This is a genomic window from Pseudomonas sp. MDT1-85, from assembly GCF_054898065.1.
In genome coordinates this window covers 769,090-784,466 of the sequence record NZ_CM142715.1, presented here as the reverse complement: position 1 = coordinate 784,466, position 15,377 = coordinate 769,090, and the positions used below count along the sequence as shown (strand labels likewise).

Below are 15,377 nucleotides of genomic sequence, written 5' to 3'. Positions count from 1 at the left end.
GAGTGAAACGAGGCTGCGATCTTTTGATCTTGCTTGTCGATTACCCTATTCGGCAATCAACCAATCCATCTGCCAACCACCCTGGGTCTGCCCCAACTTCTTGGACAACCACGGCAACAACTCACGCAATTCCTCTTCCAGGCCCCACGGCGGATTGGCAATCGCCAACCCCGAACCATTCAGACTATTGGGCGTATCCAGCGGATGCACCAACAATTCAACCCGCAACAACTTCGGCGCGCCCGTGCCGGCCAGATCCTGATAAAAACGACGCAACATGCGCTGGTCCTTCACCGGGTACCAGATCGCCGCCACCGTCTGACGCATCCGGCCAATCGCCTCTTTCAACGACGCCGCACAGCGCTGCATCTCATCGAGCTGCTCGAACGGCGGATCAATCAACATCACCGCCCGCTTCTCCTGCACCGGCAACATCGCCCGCGGCACATGCCAGCCTTCGCCCAAGTGAACCTTCACCCGACGATCACCGGCCATGTTGTCCTTGAGCAGCAAGCCATCTTCGGGGTGCTTCTCGTTGAGCATCAGCCGATCCTGCGGCCGCGTCAGCCGCCGCGCCAACTCCGGCGACCCCGGGTAATAGCGCAACTGGCCATCCGGGTTCATGTCGTGCAGCACCTTCATGTAATCGGCGGTCAGCGCCGGCAAATCCGGCTGATCCCACAACCGCGCGATCCCTTCCAGGTACTCACCGGTACGACTGGCCTGATCGCCCTGCAGGTCATACAGACCAATACCGGCGTGAGTGTCGAGATAGGCAAACGGCTGCTCCTTGCGCGACATCAGGGCGATGAGGCGGGTCAAAGTCAGGTGTTTGAACACATCGGCGTGATTGCCGGCATGGAAGGCGTGACGATAATTCATGATTGCTCCTGCGAAGGCCGGGAAGTTTACCTTGTACGGCGCAGAACGTCAGGGGTTGGTGGCTGAGCGGGCAGTCTGCGCGGCAATCATCCCAACGCAGAAGCACAAGAACGATCACAACCCCCCTGTAGGAGCTGCCGAAGGCTGCGATCTTTTTTGATCTTGCTTCTGTGACAAGGGGACTTGCCCTGCTGTGAGCTGGACGCCTCATAAAACAGCTACTATTCAAGAGCAGTTGGAGCCAAAGGCGTGGCTATCATTCCGAACGCATTTGGAAGCGAAGCTATCAACATGGAAGGTGAAGCATAATGGCTATCAATTCTGACGACGCCTCATTCAGCATCTCTATTAAAAGACCCCGTTTTAGCAATTTATGGAACGCATACGCAGAAGTAGGACATAAGTCATCCATAGATGTTTATGGCCTTGTCGGAGGTCCCGTCGAAGCGGCAAGGGCAGACAAGCCTGACGCCTATGCAAATGCTTGCGCTTTAAGAATAAGCAGGGCATTTAACTACGGCGGATACAAAATACCCAAAGGCACAGTCATACCAAACACCCCTATCTATCGGCTTGCCGGAGCAGACAATCTCCCCTATATCATGAAAGTGGTAGATTTTCTTGCCTTCCTAAAACATAAGTGGGGCGAACCTGACCACACAATAACTCAAAGCAATTTGAGTTATATAAATGGCAAGAAAGGCGTCATCATTATGGAAATCACCGGATGGAGCGATGCAACAGGGCATGCAACCCTTTGGGATGGGAGCGTGACCGGTGACGACAGCGACTACCATCGGCAAGACAGTCATACTTATGACAATCCAAATGTAAAATTGAACAAGATAAATTTCTGGAAATTGAAGGAATGACACGCTTACGAGTAATTCTGCTTTTACTTCTACTCACTTCGGGCCGAGCAATATCTGCGGAATCGTATATCGACAAAGCTAGGGAAACATTGAAAAACTATGGATTAGCCAACTGCATATCCAGCCAACTCAAAGATAAATCAGAAATAAAATCTGATTTAGGCCTCGCCATCGGAGCCTATTCAGCAATGGGGAAAGGCGAGCATCTAATCATACAAAATGAAGACACCCTGGAAGTCACACACGATCCATACAGGGAAACCGAAAAATTAATGCTTGATGCCTACAAAAAATCTTCATCAATCAGCAAACACTCAGATAAAAAAATGGTTTTTTACGCTTGCCTTGAGATTTACAACTCCGATGAGCTGGACACATTCATAAAATCTCAGGATCAATATTTACCGAAATAAACGCTAAAACGAAAAGGCATGATCCTTCCTACAGTCATATGGGAAGGATCATAGTCTTGCCGAGGTTACGGTTGCGCCCGCAACCGCCGCCCAATCACATCCAGCAGATCGTAAGCGCGCCATGAACCCCACATTCAAAGCCACCATATGATCGCGGATGCTGTGCTCCCGAATTTTTCTGGAGCCGTCCGCCATGATGCGACCCGACGCCAAAGTCGAAAAAGTCTACCTCTACCCCAAGTCCGTGGATTTCCGAAAATCCATCGATGGCCTCGCTGCCCTGGTCGAACTGGATATCAAGGTGGCGGTATTCGACCCGGTACTTTTTGTTTTTCTGAATCGCCCCCGGAACCGAGTGAAAATCCTTTACTGGGAGCGCAATGGCTTTTGCCTTTGGCTTAAGCGCCTGGAGTCCGAGCGTTTCAAAACCTCGCCCGACGTTACTGACGAAGCCATCGTATTGAGCGTCCAGGAACTGAACTGGCTGCTTGACGGTTTTGACCTTTGGCGCAACCGTCCGCATCAGGTTTTGACGCCGCGATTTGTTGCTTGATTGGGTATAATCCGGGCCATGATTTCCAGGCCCGACAACTTTCCCGATGATCTGACTGCGCTCAAGCAATTACTTGCTCAGATGCAGTCGAAGGTCGTTTTTCTTGAAGAAGAGAATGCGCTGCTTCGTCAGCGCCTGTTCGGGCGCAAGTCTGAGCAAACGGCTGATCCGGCGACACCACAACTGCCGCTGTTTAATGAAGCCGAAAGTATCGACACGCTAGCGCCTGTTGCTGCTGACGAAGAAGTTGTCGCCCCGACCAAACGCCGTGGCAAACGCAAGCCACTACCGGCTGACTTGCCACGCATCGAAGTTATCCACGAACTCCCCGAACACGAACTGACCTGCGTTTGCGGCTGCCGCAAACATGCCATCGGCGAGGAAACCAGCGAACAGCTGGAGATCGTGCCGATGCAGATCCGGGTGATCAAACATATCCGCAAGGTCTACGGCTGCCGAGGCTGCGAAACAGCACCGGTCACTGCCGACAAACCCGCGCAACTGATCGATAAAAGCATGGCCAGCCCCAGCGTGCTGGCGATGCTGCTGACCACCAAGTACGTCGATGGCCTGCCGCTGCACCGCTTCGAAAAAGTCCTCGCTCGCCACGGTGTCGATATCCCGCGTCAAACTCTGGCGCGCTGGGTGATCCAGTGCTGCGAACACTTCCAGCCGCTGCTGAATCTGATGCGTGATCGGTTACTGGAAAGTCCGATTGTTCACTGCGATGAAACGCGAGTGCAGGTGCTGAAAGAGCCAGGTCGAGACCCGACCAGCCAATCCTGGATGTGGGTACAAGCCAGCGGCCCACCGGAGCGACCAGTCCTTCTTTTTGACTACACCACCAGCCGAGCGCAGGAGGTGCCATTGCGGCTGCTCGGCGACTATCGTGGTTATTTGATGACTGACGATTACGCCGGCTATAACGCCTTGGCCGCACAGCCGGGTGTCGAGCGTTTGGCTTGTATGGCCCATGTACGGCGCAAATTTGTCGATGCGCAGAAAGTGCAGCCCAAGGGTAAAACCGGTCGGGCCGATGTTGCGCTGACGATGATCAACAAGTTGTACGGTATCGAACGTGATTTGAAAGAAATGACGGATGAGCAGCGCTTTGCCGGTCGCCAGGAACAGAGCTTGCCGGTGCTCGCGCAGTTGAAAAGCTGGCTGGAGAAAACTCACCCGCAAGTCGCATCGCAAAGTGCTCTCGGCAAGGCGCTCAGTTATCTGGCCAGCAACTGGAGCCGGCTGGAGCGTTACGTGGAGGCCGGTTTTTTACCGATCGACAACAATGCCGCCGAAAGAGCAATCAAGCCGTTTGTCATAGGGCGCAAGGCATGGTTATTCAGCGATACGCCCAAGGGCGCCGCAGCCAGTGCGCAGATCTACAGCTTGGTCGAAACCGCCAAAGCTAACGGCCAGGAGCCCTATACGTGGCTGCGCCACGTACTGGAACGATTACCGCAGGCTGAATCGGTTGAAGATGTTGAGGCGTTACTACCCTGGAATTGGAGGGCATCATGAGTATCAATATTGATCATCTGAGCGTCGATGAATTAGTGACATTGAATCATCACATTATCGAACGGCTGAAGATGTTGGAGTCGTTGGAGGCTCATAAATCGATGATGCAGTTCCATCCGGGAGCACGGGTAAGCTTCGATTCACCCAATGGTGAGCGCCTGTCCGGTACCGTCATGAAGTTCAACCGCAAGACCGTCACAGTGGTAACCGACACCAGCCAGCGCTGGAATATTTCGCCGCACTTACTGTCACCGATCAAAAACGTGCAGGCGGGGACGGTAGTGGATATGAAGCCACAAAAAATGAAGTAACCGCCACGAATGGTCTCCGCGCCAGAATGATTTGATTTCACACCCGATCTCACGCGCTGAACGCGCCACCTGTTTTTGGATAGGTGGGGTTTATGGATCAGTTACAGCAGATCACACCCATCGCGCAATGGAATGGCACAGAGCAAGGCAAAGTCACTGAGAATGAAAGATTCGCACTCGACTGATCCGCGCATCGACATGTTTTCGAGCACCTGCGTGACGGCGCGAATTCGGTAGTTGGCAGCGTCATACAGAACATCGATCGGCGCGTGGGTATCGACGAATAGGGTGGGCATGTCGTTGCAGTTGCTGGTGAGTGCCATGAAGCGGTTGTCGGGGTGGGGAATTGGTTTTTCGTAGGGTGGATCGGGTGTAAGCGTTTTCATTAGAGACTCCCAAAGAATAATAGGAGCTGCCATCAGCCTTCCTACAGGCTAGGGGTGGCAGCTATACGCAAGGTAGGAATATCGAGACCTTTGGGAAAACTCGACCACGCCGAAGCGTGCTCACGCATAGCCGCCGCAACTGATCTTACGGACGCATGTTAACGGCCGCAAACCAAGCATTGACGCTATTAGCATCCCATCGGTCTTGAAGGGTTCCTACACCCTGCCACTAAAAGTTCAGCGACTGCCAAAGACTATCGATGGAACACATTTCGCACCAGTTCATGGAAACCGCTACGACTTGAAGGAAACTTCCGACGACCTTGCCCAGAAATTTCGCCGCCTGTAAGACCGCCTTCGCGGGCAAGCCTTAATGCCAGTCAGTTAAGGGAAAATCGGACCTGTAGGAGCCAGGCTTGCCGGCGAAGGCGTTCTTAAGGACGCCTTCGCCGGCAAGCCTGGCTCCTACAGAAAAGCGGCTTACTCGCTTAACTGACTGGCATTAGGGCAAGCCTCGTTCCTACAGATCCCCGACATCCTGTGGGAGCGTGGCTTGCCCGCGATTGAGCGCGAAGCGGTCATAAAATCCGTCAGACTCGAAATTAACGAGCTTCACCACGTGGATTGATCTTCAAGGCTGGCTTTATGAAGATCATCTTTCCAAACCTCTTTAGCCAATGCGTACACATCTTGAAGAAAATCCCGAGGACTCTCTAGCTCATACCACTCACTACGAGGCCAACTTGATGTTTCACTCTCATCAATTTCAAACAAGTGCTGGAAGTCATAATTTTTATCATTTAATTTCGCCGCCAGACTTTCTACCAATAAAAATTTATGCCTATAAGACAAATAGCCCAAATTCAAACAGTATTTTTTAATCAGCTCCACTCTATCATCGCGATCATTAGGATCGTAAACAACAAGCTCTACACCATAAGTTTCCTCCCGATCATAAACATCCAAAACACCAATAAACCACATCAAATCAGGTTCAAATTCCTCACCTAAAAATGGATCACGCAACATCACTTTCTCTCCGTTGGAAAACCTGTAAATGGCCGTGTTTTGTCTTGCTTATCAAATTTCACCTCAAACCAATTCAAATCCTCATTCAAAATTGGATTGTTATTATCTTTTTTATTCGGCCTATATCCACGACCTGCCCCAGGCAGCTCCATTCTCACTACCGGGGCTTTATTATGATCAAATCCGGTGTGCGGACTTAAACCTAGCTCCACCCTTGTCATAGCCTTATTTAATGCATTTAAATGAACCCGCCAACTACTGAACTGAGAGCTTAAACTTCCTTTCGGCCCCTTTGGGGGAAGCTCACCCGTATGAGGGTTTGAACCATCAATAGCTCGCTGCTTAAGCGCCGTATCAGATATTTCTGAGCTGTGCTTTTCAACAGTGTGCATGTTGTGTCGCCTCTCCAGTTTCTCGACCCTCTGCTTCGCATTTTCCTCAGCCAACTCGTCAATCCTCGCCCGACGCTGATCACCCGTCAGCTTCGGCAGCGGCGGCTCACCCTCATCAACCTTAGCGCCAGTCGTATCATCCGGCGCCTCACACCCAGGCTTATTCGGCGGCGGACAATTTCCGCTCAACCCCAACGGATCAACCCAGCCCGTCGGATTCGGCGTGTACTGGTACTGGTTCAGCCCACCCGCCAACTTGATCGGGTCCGGCGTCAGGTACCGACCAATATCCGGATTGTAGTAGCGATGCCGGTTGTAGTGCAGACCGCTCTCGGCGTCGAAGTACTGCCCTTGAAATCGTAGCGGTTGCTCAAGTTGCTCGACCCCGCCGAACGACAGGCGAGTGACTTTGCCGTAGGCGTTGTACTTCGCCGACCACACAATCTCGCCACCGTAATCCGTCAGTTCCTGTGGCGTGCCGAGATGATCGAGTTGGTAATAAAACGGGCACGCCTTGCGCGGACCCTTGCCGTCGAGCATCGCCAATGGACGGAAGCTGCCCGGTTCGTAGACGTAGCTGCGGTAATGCTCCTTACTGCTTTCAGCAACGAGGTTGTCGCCCTGCCAGAAAAACTCGGTGGTTTTGCCGTCGACGGTTTTGGCGATGCGGCGGCCGAAGGCGTCGTAGCGGTAGCTTGAGCAACGGCCGTCCGGGGTGGTGACGCCGACCAGCCGGTGCTGGCAGTCGTAGCGGTATTCGGTGACGAGTTTTTGCGCGGTGCCGCGGCGTTCGCGGATGAGGTTGCCGAAGGCGTCGTAGTCGTAGTGGCGGTCGCCCTGCATCAATAGACGATTGCCTTTGACGATCGCGGCGCCAGGGCGGTCCTGCATCAGCAGGTTGCCGGCCGGGTCGTGGGCGAAGGTTTCCGGTGGGTCGTCGCGGGTGTGGCGCACGCGGGTCAGGCGGTTGAGCGGGTCGTACTGGTAGCTGCGCTGGCCGTGGCGGCTGTCGGCGATCTGGTCGAGATTGCCGTTGAGGCTGTAGGCATAGTCGCGGCGGTACAGGTTCTTTTGCTGTTGGCTGACAGCGTGGGCCTTCAACCGGCCCTGGTCGTCGTAGACGTATTCGCTGAGCAGCAGACCCTGTTGGCGGTTTTGTTCGCGGCCGGATTTGTACGTGTGACTGGTGAGCCGTGCGCCGTTGAGGTCGATGGCCGTCAGCGCGCCGCCCTTGGCGTGGAGGTAGTCGAGTTTGCTGTTGTCCGGCAGGCGCAGGCGGTTGAGCTGGCCGCAGGCGTCGTAGCCATAGCGCAGGGTGCCCCAACCCTGGTGTTCGGTGATCAGGCGGTCCTGCTGGTCGTACTCGAATTCCAGCGGATGATCGTGGCCATCGTCGACGCTGGTCAGTCGGCCCAACGAGTCGTAGCGGTACACGACCTGGATGCCGTCGGGCAGGGTCTTGGTCAGCAACCGTCCGGCTGAGTCCCGCGCATAAGCCGTTACTAGCTGCGAGCCGTCATCGCCGAATTCGATTTTCTCCAGCAGGTGTCCGTTGAGGTCGTAGCTATAAGCGGTGCGGCGGCCGTCGAAACCGGTTTCCTGTCGGATCAATCCATTGGGCGTGTAGTCCAGCTGATATTTTTCACCGGATTCGTTTTCGATTTCCGTCAGCAGCAGCTGCGCGTTGTCGTAGCGATACTGGAGCTGGGTGCCATCGGGGTTGATGCGGCGACTGACCAGGTGCAGGTCGTCGGCGTATTCGTAGCGGGTGATGCGGCCCAGTTCATCGCGTTCGGCGGTGATCTTGCCGTAGGCGTTGTAACTGAAGGCGCGGCTGGCGCCGGTAGGCAAAATCGTCTGGAGCAGTCGGCCGATGGCATCCCACTGGTACTGGGTGACGGCACCGTGTTCGTCCTGACGGGTAATCTGCCGCCCCAACGCGTCGTAGGAAAAGCGCCGCTGACCACCGTCCGGCAAGTTCTCTTCGAGCAACTGCCCCAAAGCATTCCAGACGAACACATGGCGGCTGGTGTCCGGGTAACGGATCGACAGCAAACGCCCCTGAGGGTCGTAGTGATAATGGGTGACCTGGCCATCCGGGTCGGTGGCTTCGGTGACATCCCCCTGCGCATTGCGCCGATAGGTCCACACCGCTTTGCCGCGATAGCGTGCATGCAGGAAACCGTTGCGATACTCGTAGGCCGTTGGTTCGTCCTCCGGCGGAATCATCGCCACCAGCCGTCCGACTTCGTCGTAGCGGTATTCGGTGACGGCGCCCAGCGGATCCTGCTCAGCCACCAAGCGGCCGTTGTCGTCATAGGCCTTGAGCTGTTCACCGCCATCCAGCCCGACCTTGCGCACCAGCCGCGCGCGGCCGTCATGAAGGTAAACCTCTTGGCTGCCATCGAGGTTGTGGACGGTCACGCTGCCCTGGTCGTCCCAGACATAGCACGCATCCATCTGCGCAAACGACGCCCAGTGCCGGACGCAGCGTGCCGCCTTGCCGGAGCGTTCCCACGCCCAGAAGAAACTCGCGCCTCCGGCCAGCTGCCGCTGCAGAATCACGTGCCGGTCGTCGTAGTCGTAACGCTCGCTTTCCCCGGCGGCGTTGCTCGCTTCGATCAGTTGAGCGCATTCGTCGTAGCGATAACTGACCAGCGTTTGTTCGGTGTGCCAGGCCTCGGCGAGGGTCTGCGCTGGAACAAAAACCTGATAGTCGACGGCGATCAGATGAGCCCGGTCATAGCGCAGCAGCAAGGCACGGCCGGCGCCGTTGTCGAGGCGCTGGATGCGCTCCTGGCGGTCGCGGGTGATGCGCAGGCGGTTGGCGTACGCGTCGCTGATCGCCGTCAGCCGACCGTTATGAAAGTGGTAGAAACGTGCGTCGTTGCCGGCCTGGGCGAGGATCAGTTCCTCGGGATCATCGCCCAGATAAATCGCCGCCCGCGACAGGCTGTTGTGGATCGCCGGGCGTTCAGCGGACGGGATAGGGAACGTGGTGCGCCGGTTTTCGTGGTCGATCCAGATGACCTGATCACCCTCGATTTCCAGTCGATGGGCGAGCGAATGGCTCCAGCCAAAACCGAGGCCACAGTCGATCTCGGCGGCGCTGGTGCGGTAGAGCCGGGTGAAGTCGAACGGCAGAATCCCGTCCAGCACACCGTCGGTGAGGGTCAGCAATTCTTCGCCGGTGACCATCGACACCGGGCATTTGTTGGTGGCGGTTTTATCGGCAGAGTCGGCACTGTCGCCGTTGGGGTTTTTCGCCTGATCCGGGGCGTCGTCGTGGTGTTCGTCTTTTTTCAGTGTGGTGTTCTTGCGGCCATTCCAGCGCAATTGCATGCGACCCTTTTTCAGTCCCGCTGCAACACCGCGCGCGGCGACTTTTTTATAGCGGTCGACGTACTCCATGAAGTTGTTGATGATCGCGACCATCGACTTCACGAAGCCCATCACTGCCTGAAAAATCTGCGCGCTGTACTTGGCCAGACGCACCGTCAGCCAGGCAATGCCTACCCCAACGACACTCAGCACCAAGCCAATTAACAAGTCGATGACCAAGCCGACCACGACCTTGGAAATGGCTTCGGCCGAGGACCCGGCAAGTTGCGAAGGTGGCAATGCTTCGAGCCATAACACTGCGGTGCGTACCAGCAAACACAGTGCTGCCTCGTCGCTGGCCAGCAACATGGCCTTTTCCATTTTGTCTGGAGCAGTGACGGCCAGATTGGCGAGTTGGGCGGCACTTTCACCGAGCTTTTCGGCAAAGGCGTCGGGGTCTTTCAGGATGTCGGTGAGTTCACCAATGCCATCCCAAACAGCCTGAATCGCAGCCCAACTTCCTGCGAGCACTCCATTGCCCACTGCCGCTAACGATGCCGATGTCGATTGCTGCGACCATTGCGGTTTGAACCCTTCCCACTCCTTGCGCAGCCAGCCCTCCAGCTCTGTGGTCAGGCCATCGTAGGAGGAGAAAAGATCATCGATTTGAGTCGGGGTAACTTCACTTTGAACATGAACGCGATAGAACTTTCCTGGTATACCTTCGAACTGTCCTTTACCGTTTTCATCGAGCGTCACAGGCGTCGACTTACCGCCATCCATTGCAATCACATCGACCTGAATATTCCCCAACGGAATGTCATAAACCGATTCAAACTTGCTCTCGATTTCCAGCATTCCGCTGTTCGGACACTGCGCAACGCTGGAGAGAAAATCATCGTCGCGACTACTGACCGACTTGCTGGTATTTCCCAGCTTGATCTTCCGCTCCATGTCCATCAGCGACGGCATATCCGTAGCTCGGCTGACCCTGTCCGCATTCCGGCTCAAGAAGCTGCCAAGTTGCTGCCGATACAAACTCAAGGTGTCTTTGAATCCGTCGAGCTCCTGCTCGATCCGTACGATCTGATCCATCAGTCCAGCTCCGATATCAGGTAATCCACCAAGGCTGATTTCGGTGCTTGAGGCAGGTCTGGCATCTCAAGAAAGCTCGCGACTTTGTGCCGCAACACACTTTCGGAAAACGCTTCGTAAAGGTCTGGGCGGTCCTCGCTCAACCACTTCATCAAGTTGTTGATGTGTGTTGTGGCGGACTCAGTGGCGAGGTGTTTGAGCAGTGATTCAGAAACCTCCCACCACGGAGAATCCCTAGCGGTTTTCAATGCACTGCCACCGATAACGAGCGGTTGCCCATTGATCAAACAACGGTCGATGACAGGCATTAACTGCGTGGTGCTAACGTCGACAGACTGAAGAATCGACAACAAATAACGCCCATCCCAGAAACGAAAAAACACCGCATTGCCGTTGGGCATCAGGACTTGCGTAAGGCTGCGCAAATGCTCAGCCAGTACCTCTTGAGAGGCAGAAGAAACCGCCAACCACCCCCAATCGCGGGACTCGGTCGTAGCGACCCACTCCAAAAACTCACTACCAGCAGCGACGATTCCGACATAGGGCATCACCGTTTCCCACTCGGCATACGCGGTGTCTGCCCAGATCGGGCTCGGCGCTTGAGCCGTGATCGAGCGTTGCCAGGCTTTGAAGGGTTCAGCAGCACTGGCACTGCTGAAAATCGCGAACAGTTGCTCCGACGGTTGCAGCGGCTGGCGCTCCAGCCAGGCGTGGGGTGACAAGGCATCAGGCGGCACAAACACCGCCCTTGCAACGCTCGCACTCTTCGCAGAATGGCGCGTCGCTTTGCAGGCTGAGTATTTGCGCGGCACTGAGCAGCGCCGCCGGGGCGGCTGCGAGTTTCAACGGAACATCCGGCAAACTCGGCGCCGCCGCCATGGCCGCCATCGGTGCGCCACCGACCTGGATCGGTACGCTGCTGAAAATCCCGCCGGGGCCGATGTTGATCCACTGCCCGCCTGCTTGAATGGTTGCGCTCGCGCCGCCATCGATGACCACTTGCTGGCCGGCGCTGACGTGAAATTGCTGACTGGCGTTGAGGGCCTGACTGGTCACGCGAATGTGCCGGTCGCCGGCCACCACCAAGTGATCGTCCAGCCGCACTTCGGTCTGACGCTGACCGTGGGTGATGCGTTTTTCGTCAGCCTTCAATTCATGGCGGGCGGTGCCGGTGACGACGATGCTGCGGGCGTTATCGACCTGCACCTGTTGGTCGTTCAGTACATGCTGGGTCCAGTTTCGCTGGGCGCGCAGGTAGATTTCCTCGGCGCCTTTGCGATCTTCGATGCGCAATTCGTTGTAACCGCCGCCACCGGGACTGCTCTGGCTGCGGAAAATGCTGCGGGTCTTGTCCGCCGGCAGATCGAGTGGCACCGGGGTGGCCGCGTTGGGCAGGCAACCCATCACCAGCGGTTTGTCTGCGTCGGCGTCGACGAATCCCACCAGCACTTCCATGCCGACACGTGGAATCATCACGCTGCCGTAGCGGTCATGCGCCCAGCCAGTGGCGACACGCAGCCAGCAACTGGAATGCTCGTTGAGCTGACCGTCACGGTCCCAAGCGAGTTGAACCTTGACCCGACCGTACTCGTCGCAATGGATTTCGCTATCGGTCGGGCCGGTGACCACGGCAGGCTGATAGCCAAGCATGCGTGGCTTTTCTGGCCCCAGTGGCGGGCGAAAGAAAACGTCCCACGGCGTCGCCAGAAAGGTATTGCGATAGCCTTGGAAATCATCCGGGCTGTCGCTGGTGGCCGACTCTTCCAGCACCTGCGGCTGCCGGCCACGGTGTTCAATTTCGGTGATCAACCACAGGTCATTCCACGTCTGACGCGGGTGTTCGGCGAGGTGTAGGAAATGCCCACTGACCAAAGCAGATTCGTCGCCGCGACCTTCGGCCTGACGGTAGTCCGCACCGTGGCGCTCCAGGGCGCGCTGCGCCAGATGTTTGCCGTGTTCGCGATCGGTGAATTGGCCGGGGAAGTGGTAGTCCTCGAGCACCGGTCGCTGTTCACTGTCTAGGCGACTTTCGAGTTGCAAACGCGGTTTATGGAAATCGTAGTCCCGGCGAGTGACCGCTGTAGTCCGGGTTTCCAGCCGCACGTTGAAACGCTTGATCGCCGGCGCATCCGCCGCCATCCCGCTGCCCGGCAGGTACAGCGTCGGTTCGGGCAGGCGAGGGAAAACCGTCTGGTCATCGCCGAACACCAACAGATGCCCGTCGGGGCTGTGCTGGAAGTGGTAATGAATGCCGACTTCTGCACATAAGCGCTGGATGAAGGCCAGATCGCTTTCGGCGTATTGCACGCAGTACTCACGCTCGGGGTAGTCGCTGCCGAGCTGGAACTCGTAGGCATCGCGCTGGATGCCGTGGTCCTTGAGGATTTGCGTGACGATCGCCGGCACGCTTTTATGCTGGAAGATTCGCTGATTGATGCGCCGAGCGAGGTACGCCAGACGCGGTACGAGACTGATTTGGTAGCCCGTCAGACGTTTGCCGGAATCGCTCTGGCCGACGCGAAAAATCTGACCGTGAATACCGGAACCTTGTGCATCAAAACTCAGAAACGCCTGACGGTGCAGCAGGCTTTCGAGTTCCAGATCCGGGCGTTCACTGACCAGCTCCAGGTCAAAACGGTAGGGTTGGCTGATGGCTTCCTTGCCCGTGAACTCAAGTACCTTGAGCTCATTCTGGACACCGTCGAGGGTCAACGTGAAACGCGGTTGATTGGCAGGCGCGAACATCCGATGTGTCTCTGCAGAATGAAGGCGGGCGATTCTGCATGAGCGACAAGGGGTGTTGACGGAGGGACAAGGAAATCAGATTTATCCTGCTTTTTTAGGGATTTTTCCTTCAAAAATCGGGATGTTTGGCTACAGACATTCCCTGCAAAATTAGTGTGTTGCAGGGGATGGCCTCTTCGCGGGCAAGCCTCGCTCCTACAGTTTTGCGGCGAATCACTGTAGGAGCGAGGCTTGCCCGCGAAGGCGTCAGCACTGACACCAAACCTTCCCCCAAACCAAAAAAACGGCCCGCCTCCAAAAGGAAGCGGGCCGTTTTCATGTTCAGCGAAAGATCAGAGCATCAGCTCATCCCCATCACTGGTTCAGGCGGAAATCCTTCTCGGCCGCGGCAAAGCGCTGAAGCATGCCGGCGGACGGTGCGCCCATTTTGCTGACAAAGTAGATCGCCAGACTGGCGAAGATGAAACCAGGGATGATTTCGTACAGACCCAGCAGTTCGAAGTGTTTCCAGACGATCACGGTAATCGCGCCGACCAGGATGCCGGCCAGTGCGCCGTTACGGGTCATGTCTTTCCAGATCACGGAGATCAGGACAACCGGACCGAACGCAGCGCCGAAACCGGCCCAGGCGTAGCTGACCAGACCCAATACACGGTTTTCCGGGTTAGCGGCCAATGCGATAGCAATCAGGGCAACCAGCAAAACCATGGCGCGACCAACCCAGACCAGTTCCATCTGGGAAGCGGTTTTACGCAGGAAGGTTTTGTAGAAGTCTTCGGTCAGGGCGCTCGAGCACACCAGCAATTGGCAGCTCAGGGTACTCATGACGGCAGCCAGAATGGCCGACAGCAAGATACCGGCGATCCATGGGTTGAACAGGATTTTGGCCAGTTCGATGAACACGCGTTCGTGGTTTTCGGTCACAGGACCGGCCACTTCAGGGTGCGCCGAGAAGTAAGCGATACCGAAGAAACCTACCGCGACGGTGCCGCCCAGGCACAGGATCATCCAGGTCATGGAGATACGGCGAGCGTTGGCGATCGACTTGACCGAATCCGCCGCCATGAAACGCGCGAGGATGTGCGGCTGGCCGAAGTAGCCCAGGCCCCAACCCATCAGCGAGATGATGCCGATGAAGGTGGTGTTTTTCAGCATGTCGAAGTTGCTGGCGTCTTGCGCTTCGATGGCCAGGAACGTGGTGTCGACGCCGCCGGTAGCCAGCAGCACGATGATCGGCGTCAGCAGCAGGGCGAAGATCATCAGCGTAGCTTGTACGGTGTCTGTCCAGCTCACTGCCAGGAAACCACCGACGAAGGTGTAGGCAATCGTCGCCGCAGCACCGGCCCACAGCGCTGTCTCGTAGGACATGCCGAAGGTGCTTTCGAAAAGACGGGCACCGGCCACAATGCCGGAAGCGCAGTAGATGGTGAAGAACACCAGGATCACGACCGCGGAGATAATCCGCAGCAGGCCGCTTTTATCTTCAAAACGGCTGGAGAAGTAATCCGGCAGAGTCAGTGCATCGCCGTTGTGCTCGGTCTGCACGCGCAGACGGCCGGCGACGAACAGCCAGTTCAGGTAAGCACCGATGATCAGACCGATGGCGATCCAGCTTTCGGAAAGACCGGACATGTAGATAGCGCCTGGCAGGCCCATCAACAACCAGCCGCTCATGTCGGAAGCACCAGCAGAAAGCGCGGTTACGACGCTGCCCAGGCTACGACCGCCCAGAATGTAGTCAGAAAGGTTGTTGGTGGAGCGATAGGCCATGAAGCCGATCAGAACCATTGCTGCGATGTAGATCACGAACGTGATCAGGGTTGGATTGCTTACGCTCATTGAGTTACGCCCTGGCAT

The 15,377-nt window shown here is 56.3% G+C and carries 12 protein-coding genes; 5 read left to right on the top strand and 7 right to left on the bottom strand.

Going from position 1 to position 15,377, the window contains the following annotated elements; translation table 11 throughout:
* Positions 1-45 precede the first annotated feature (45 nt).
* A complete protein-coding gene (locus tag ACYZT2_RS03600) occupies positions 46-882 on the bottom strand; it encodes a 23S rRNA (adenine(2030)-N(6))-methyltransferase RlmJ (protein ID WP_050681744.1) in 837 nt (278 codons plus the stop codon).
* 308 nt (positions 883-1,190) lie between these two features.
* On the opposite strand from ACYZT2_RS03600, the gene ACYZT2_RS03595 reads away from it, so the two are divergent.
* The 5 genes from ACYZT2_RS03595 to ACYZT2_RS03575 all read left to right on the top strand — a co-directional run bounded on the left by ACYZT2_RS03595 (position 1,191) and on the right by ACYZT2_RS03575 (position 4,552).
* Entirely contained in the window at positions 1,191-1,754 is a 564-nt protein-coding gene (locus ACYZT2_RS03595; RefSeq protein WP_461970188.1) for a type VI secretion system amidase effector protein Tae4, read from the top strand.
* Positions 1,751-2,167, top strand: coding sequence for a hypothetical protein (locus tag ACYZT2_RS03590; protein WP_461970186.1), 417 nt, complete (start codon positions 1,751-1,753; stop codon positions 2,165-2,167). Before ACYZT2_RS03595 ends, ACYZT2_RS03590 begins: the two co-directional genes overlap by 4 nt.
* A 193-nt stretch (positions 2,168-2,360) precedes the next feature.
* Positions 2,361-2,720, top strand: a complete 360-nt coding sequence (gene tnpB / locus ACYZT2_RS03585; RefSeq protein ID WP_461964917.1) for an IS66 family insertion sequence element accessory protein TnpB — start codon at positions 2,361-2,363, stop codon at positions 2,718-2,720.
* Positions 2,721-2,738: 18 nt separating this feature from the next.
* Complete coding sequence (gene tnpC / locus ACYZT2_RS03580) at positions 2,739-4,241, top strand: IS66 family transposase (protein ID WP_461964919.1); 1,503 nt, start codon at positions 2,739-2,741, stop codon at positions 4,239-4,241.
* Positions 4,238-4,552 carry a peptidylprolyl isomerase gene (locus ACYZT2_RS03575; protein ID WP_448091603.1) on the top strand — a complete coding sequence of 105 codons (315 nt, stop codon included), beginning with the start codon at positions 4,238-4,240 and terminating at the stop codon, positions 4,550-4,552. The genes tnpC and ACYZT2_RS03575 overlap by 4 nt, the downstream gene beginning before the upstream one ends.
* Before the next feature lie 101 nt (positions 4,553-4,653).
* Here the strand turns inward: ACYZT2_RS03575 and ACYZT2_RS03570 are convergent, their stop codons facing one another.
* From ACYZT2_RS03570 to putP, 6 genes are all read right to left on the bottom strand, one after another.
* Positions 4,654-4,938, bottom strand: coding sequence for a hypothetical protein (locus ACYZT2_RS03570; protein WP_461970184.1), 285 nt, complete (start codon positions 4,936-4,938; stop codon positions 4,654-4,656).
* A 612-nt stretch (positions 4,939-5,550) separates the two neighbouring features.
* Positions 5,551-5,967, bottom strand: a complete 417-nt coding sequence (locus tag ACYZT2_RS03565; protein ID WP_461970182.1) for a hypothetical protein — start codon at positions 5,965-5,967, stop codon at positions 5,551-5,553.
* Complete coding sequence (locus ACYZT2_RS03560; protein WP_461970180.1) at positions 5,967-10,775, bottom strand: RHS repeat-associated core domain-containing protein; 4,809 nt, start codon at positions 10,773-10,775, stop codon at positions 5,967-5,969. The genes ACYZT2_RS03565 and ACYZT2_RS03560 overlap by 1 nt, the downstream gene beginning before the upstream one ends.
* Positions 10,775-11,512 carry a DUF4123 domain-containing protein gene (locus tag ACYZT2_RS03555; protein WP_461970178.1) on the bottom strand — a complete coding sequence of 246 codons (738 nt, stop codon included), beginning with the start codon at positions 11,510-11,512 and terminating at the stop codon, positions 10,775-10,777. The genes ACYZT2_RS03560 and ACYZT2_RS03555 overlap by 1 nt, the downstream gene beginning before the upstream one ends.
* A complete protein-coding gene (locus ACYZT2_RS03550) occupies positions 11,502-13,520 on the bottom strand; it encodes a type VI secretion system Vgr family protein (RefSeq protein WP_461970176.1) in 2,019 nt (672 codons plus the stop codon). Before ACYZT2_RS03550 ends, ACYZT2_RS03555 begins: the two co-directional genes overlap by 11 nt.
* 354 nt (positions 13,521-13,874) lie before the next feature.
* A complete protein-coding gene (gene putP / locus ACYZT2_RS03545; RefSeq protein ID WP_461970174.1) occupies positions 13,875-15,359 on the bottom strand; it encodes a sodium/proline symporter PutP in 1,485 nt (494 codons plus the stop codon).
* Positions 15,360-15,377 lie beyond the last annotated feature (18 nt).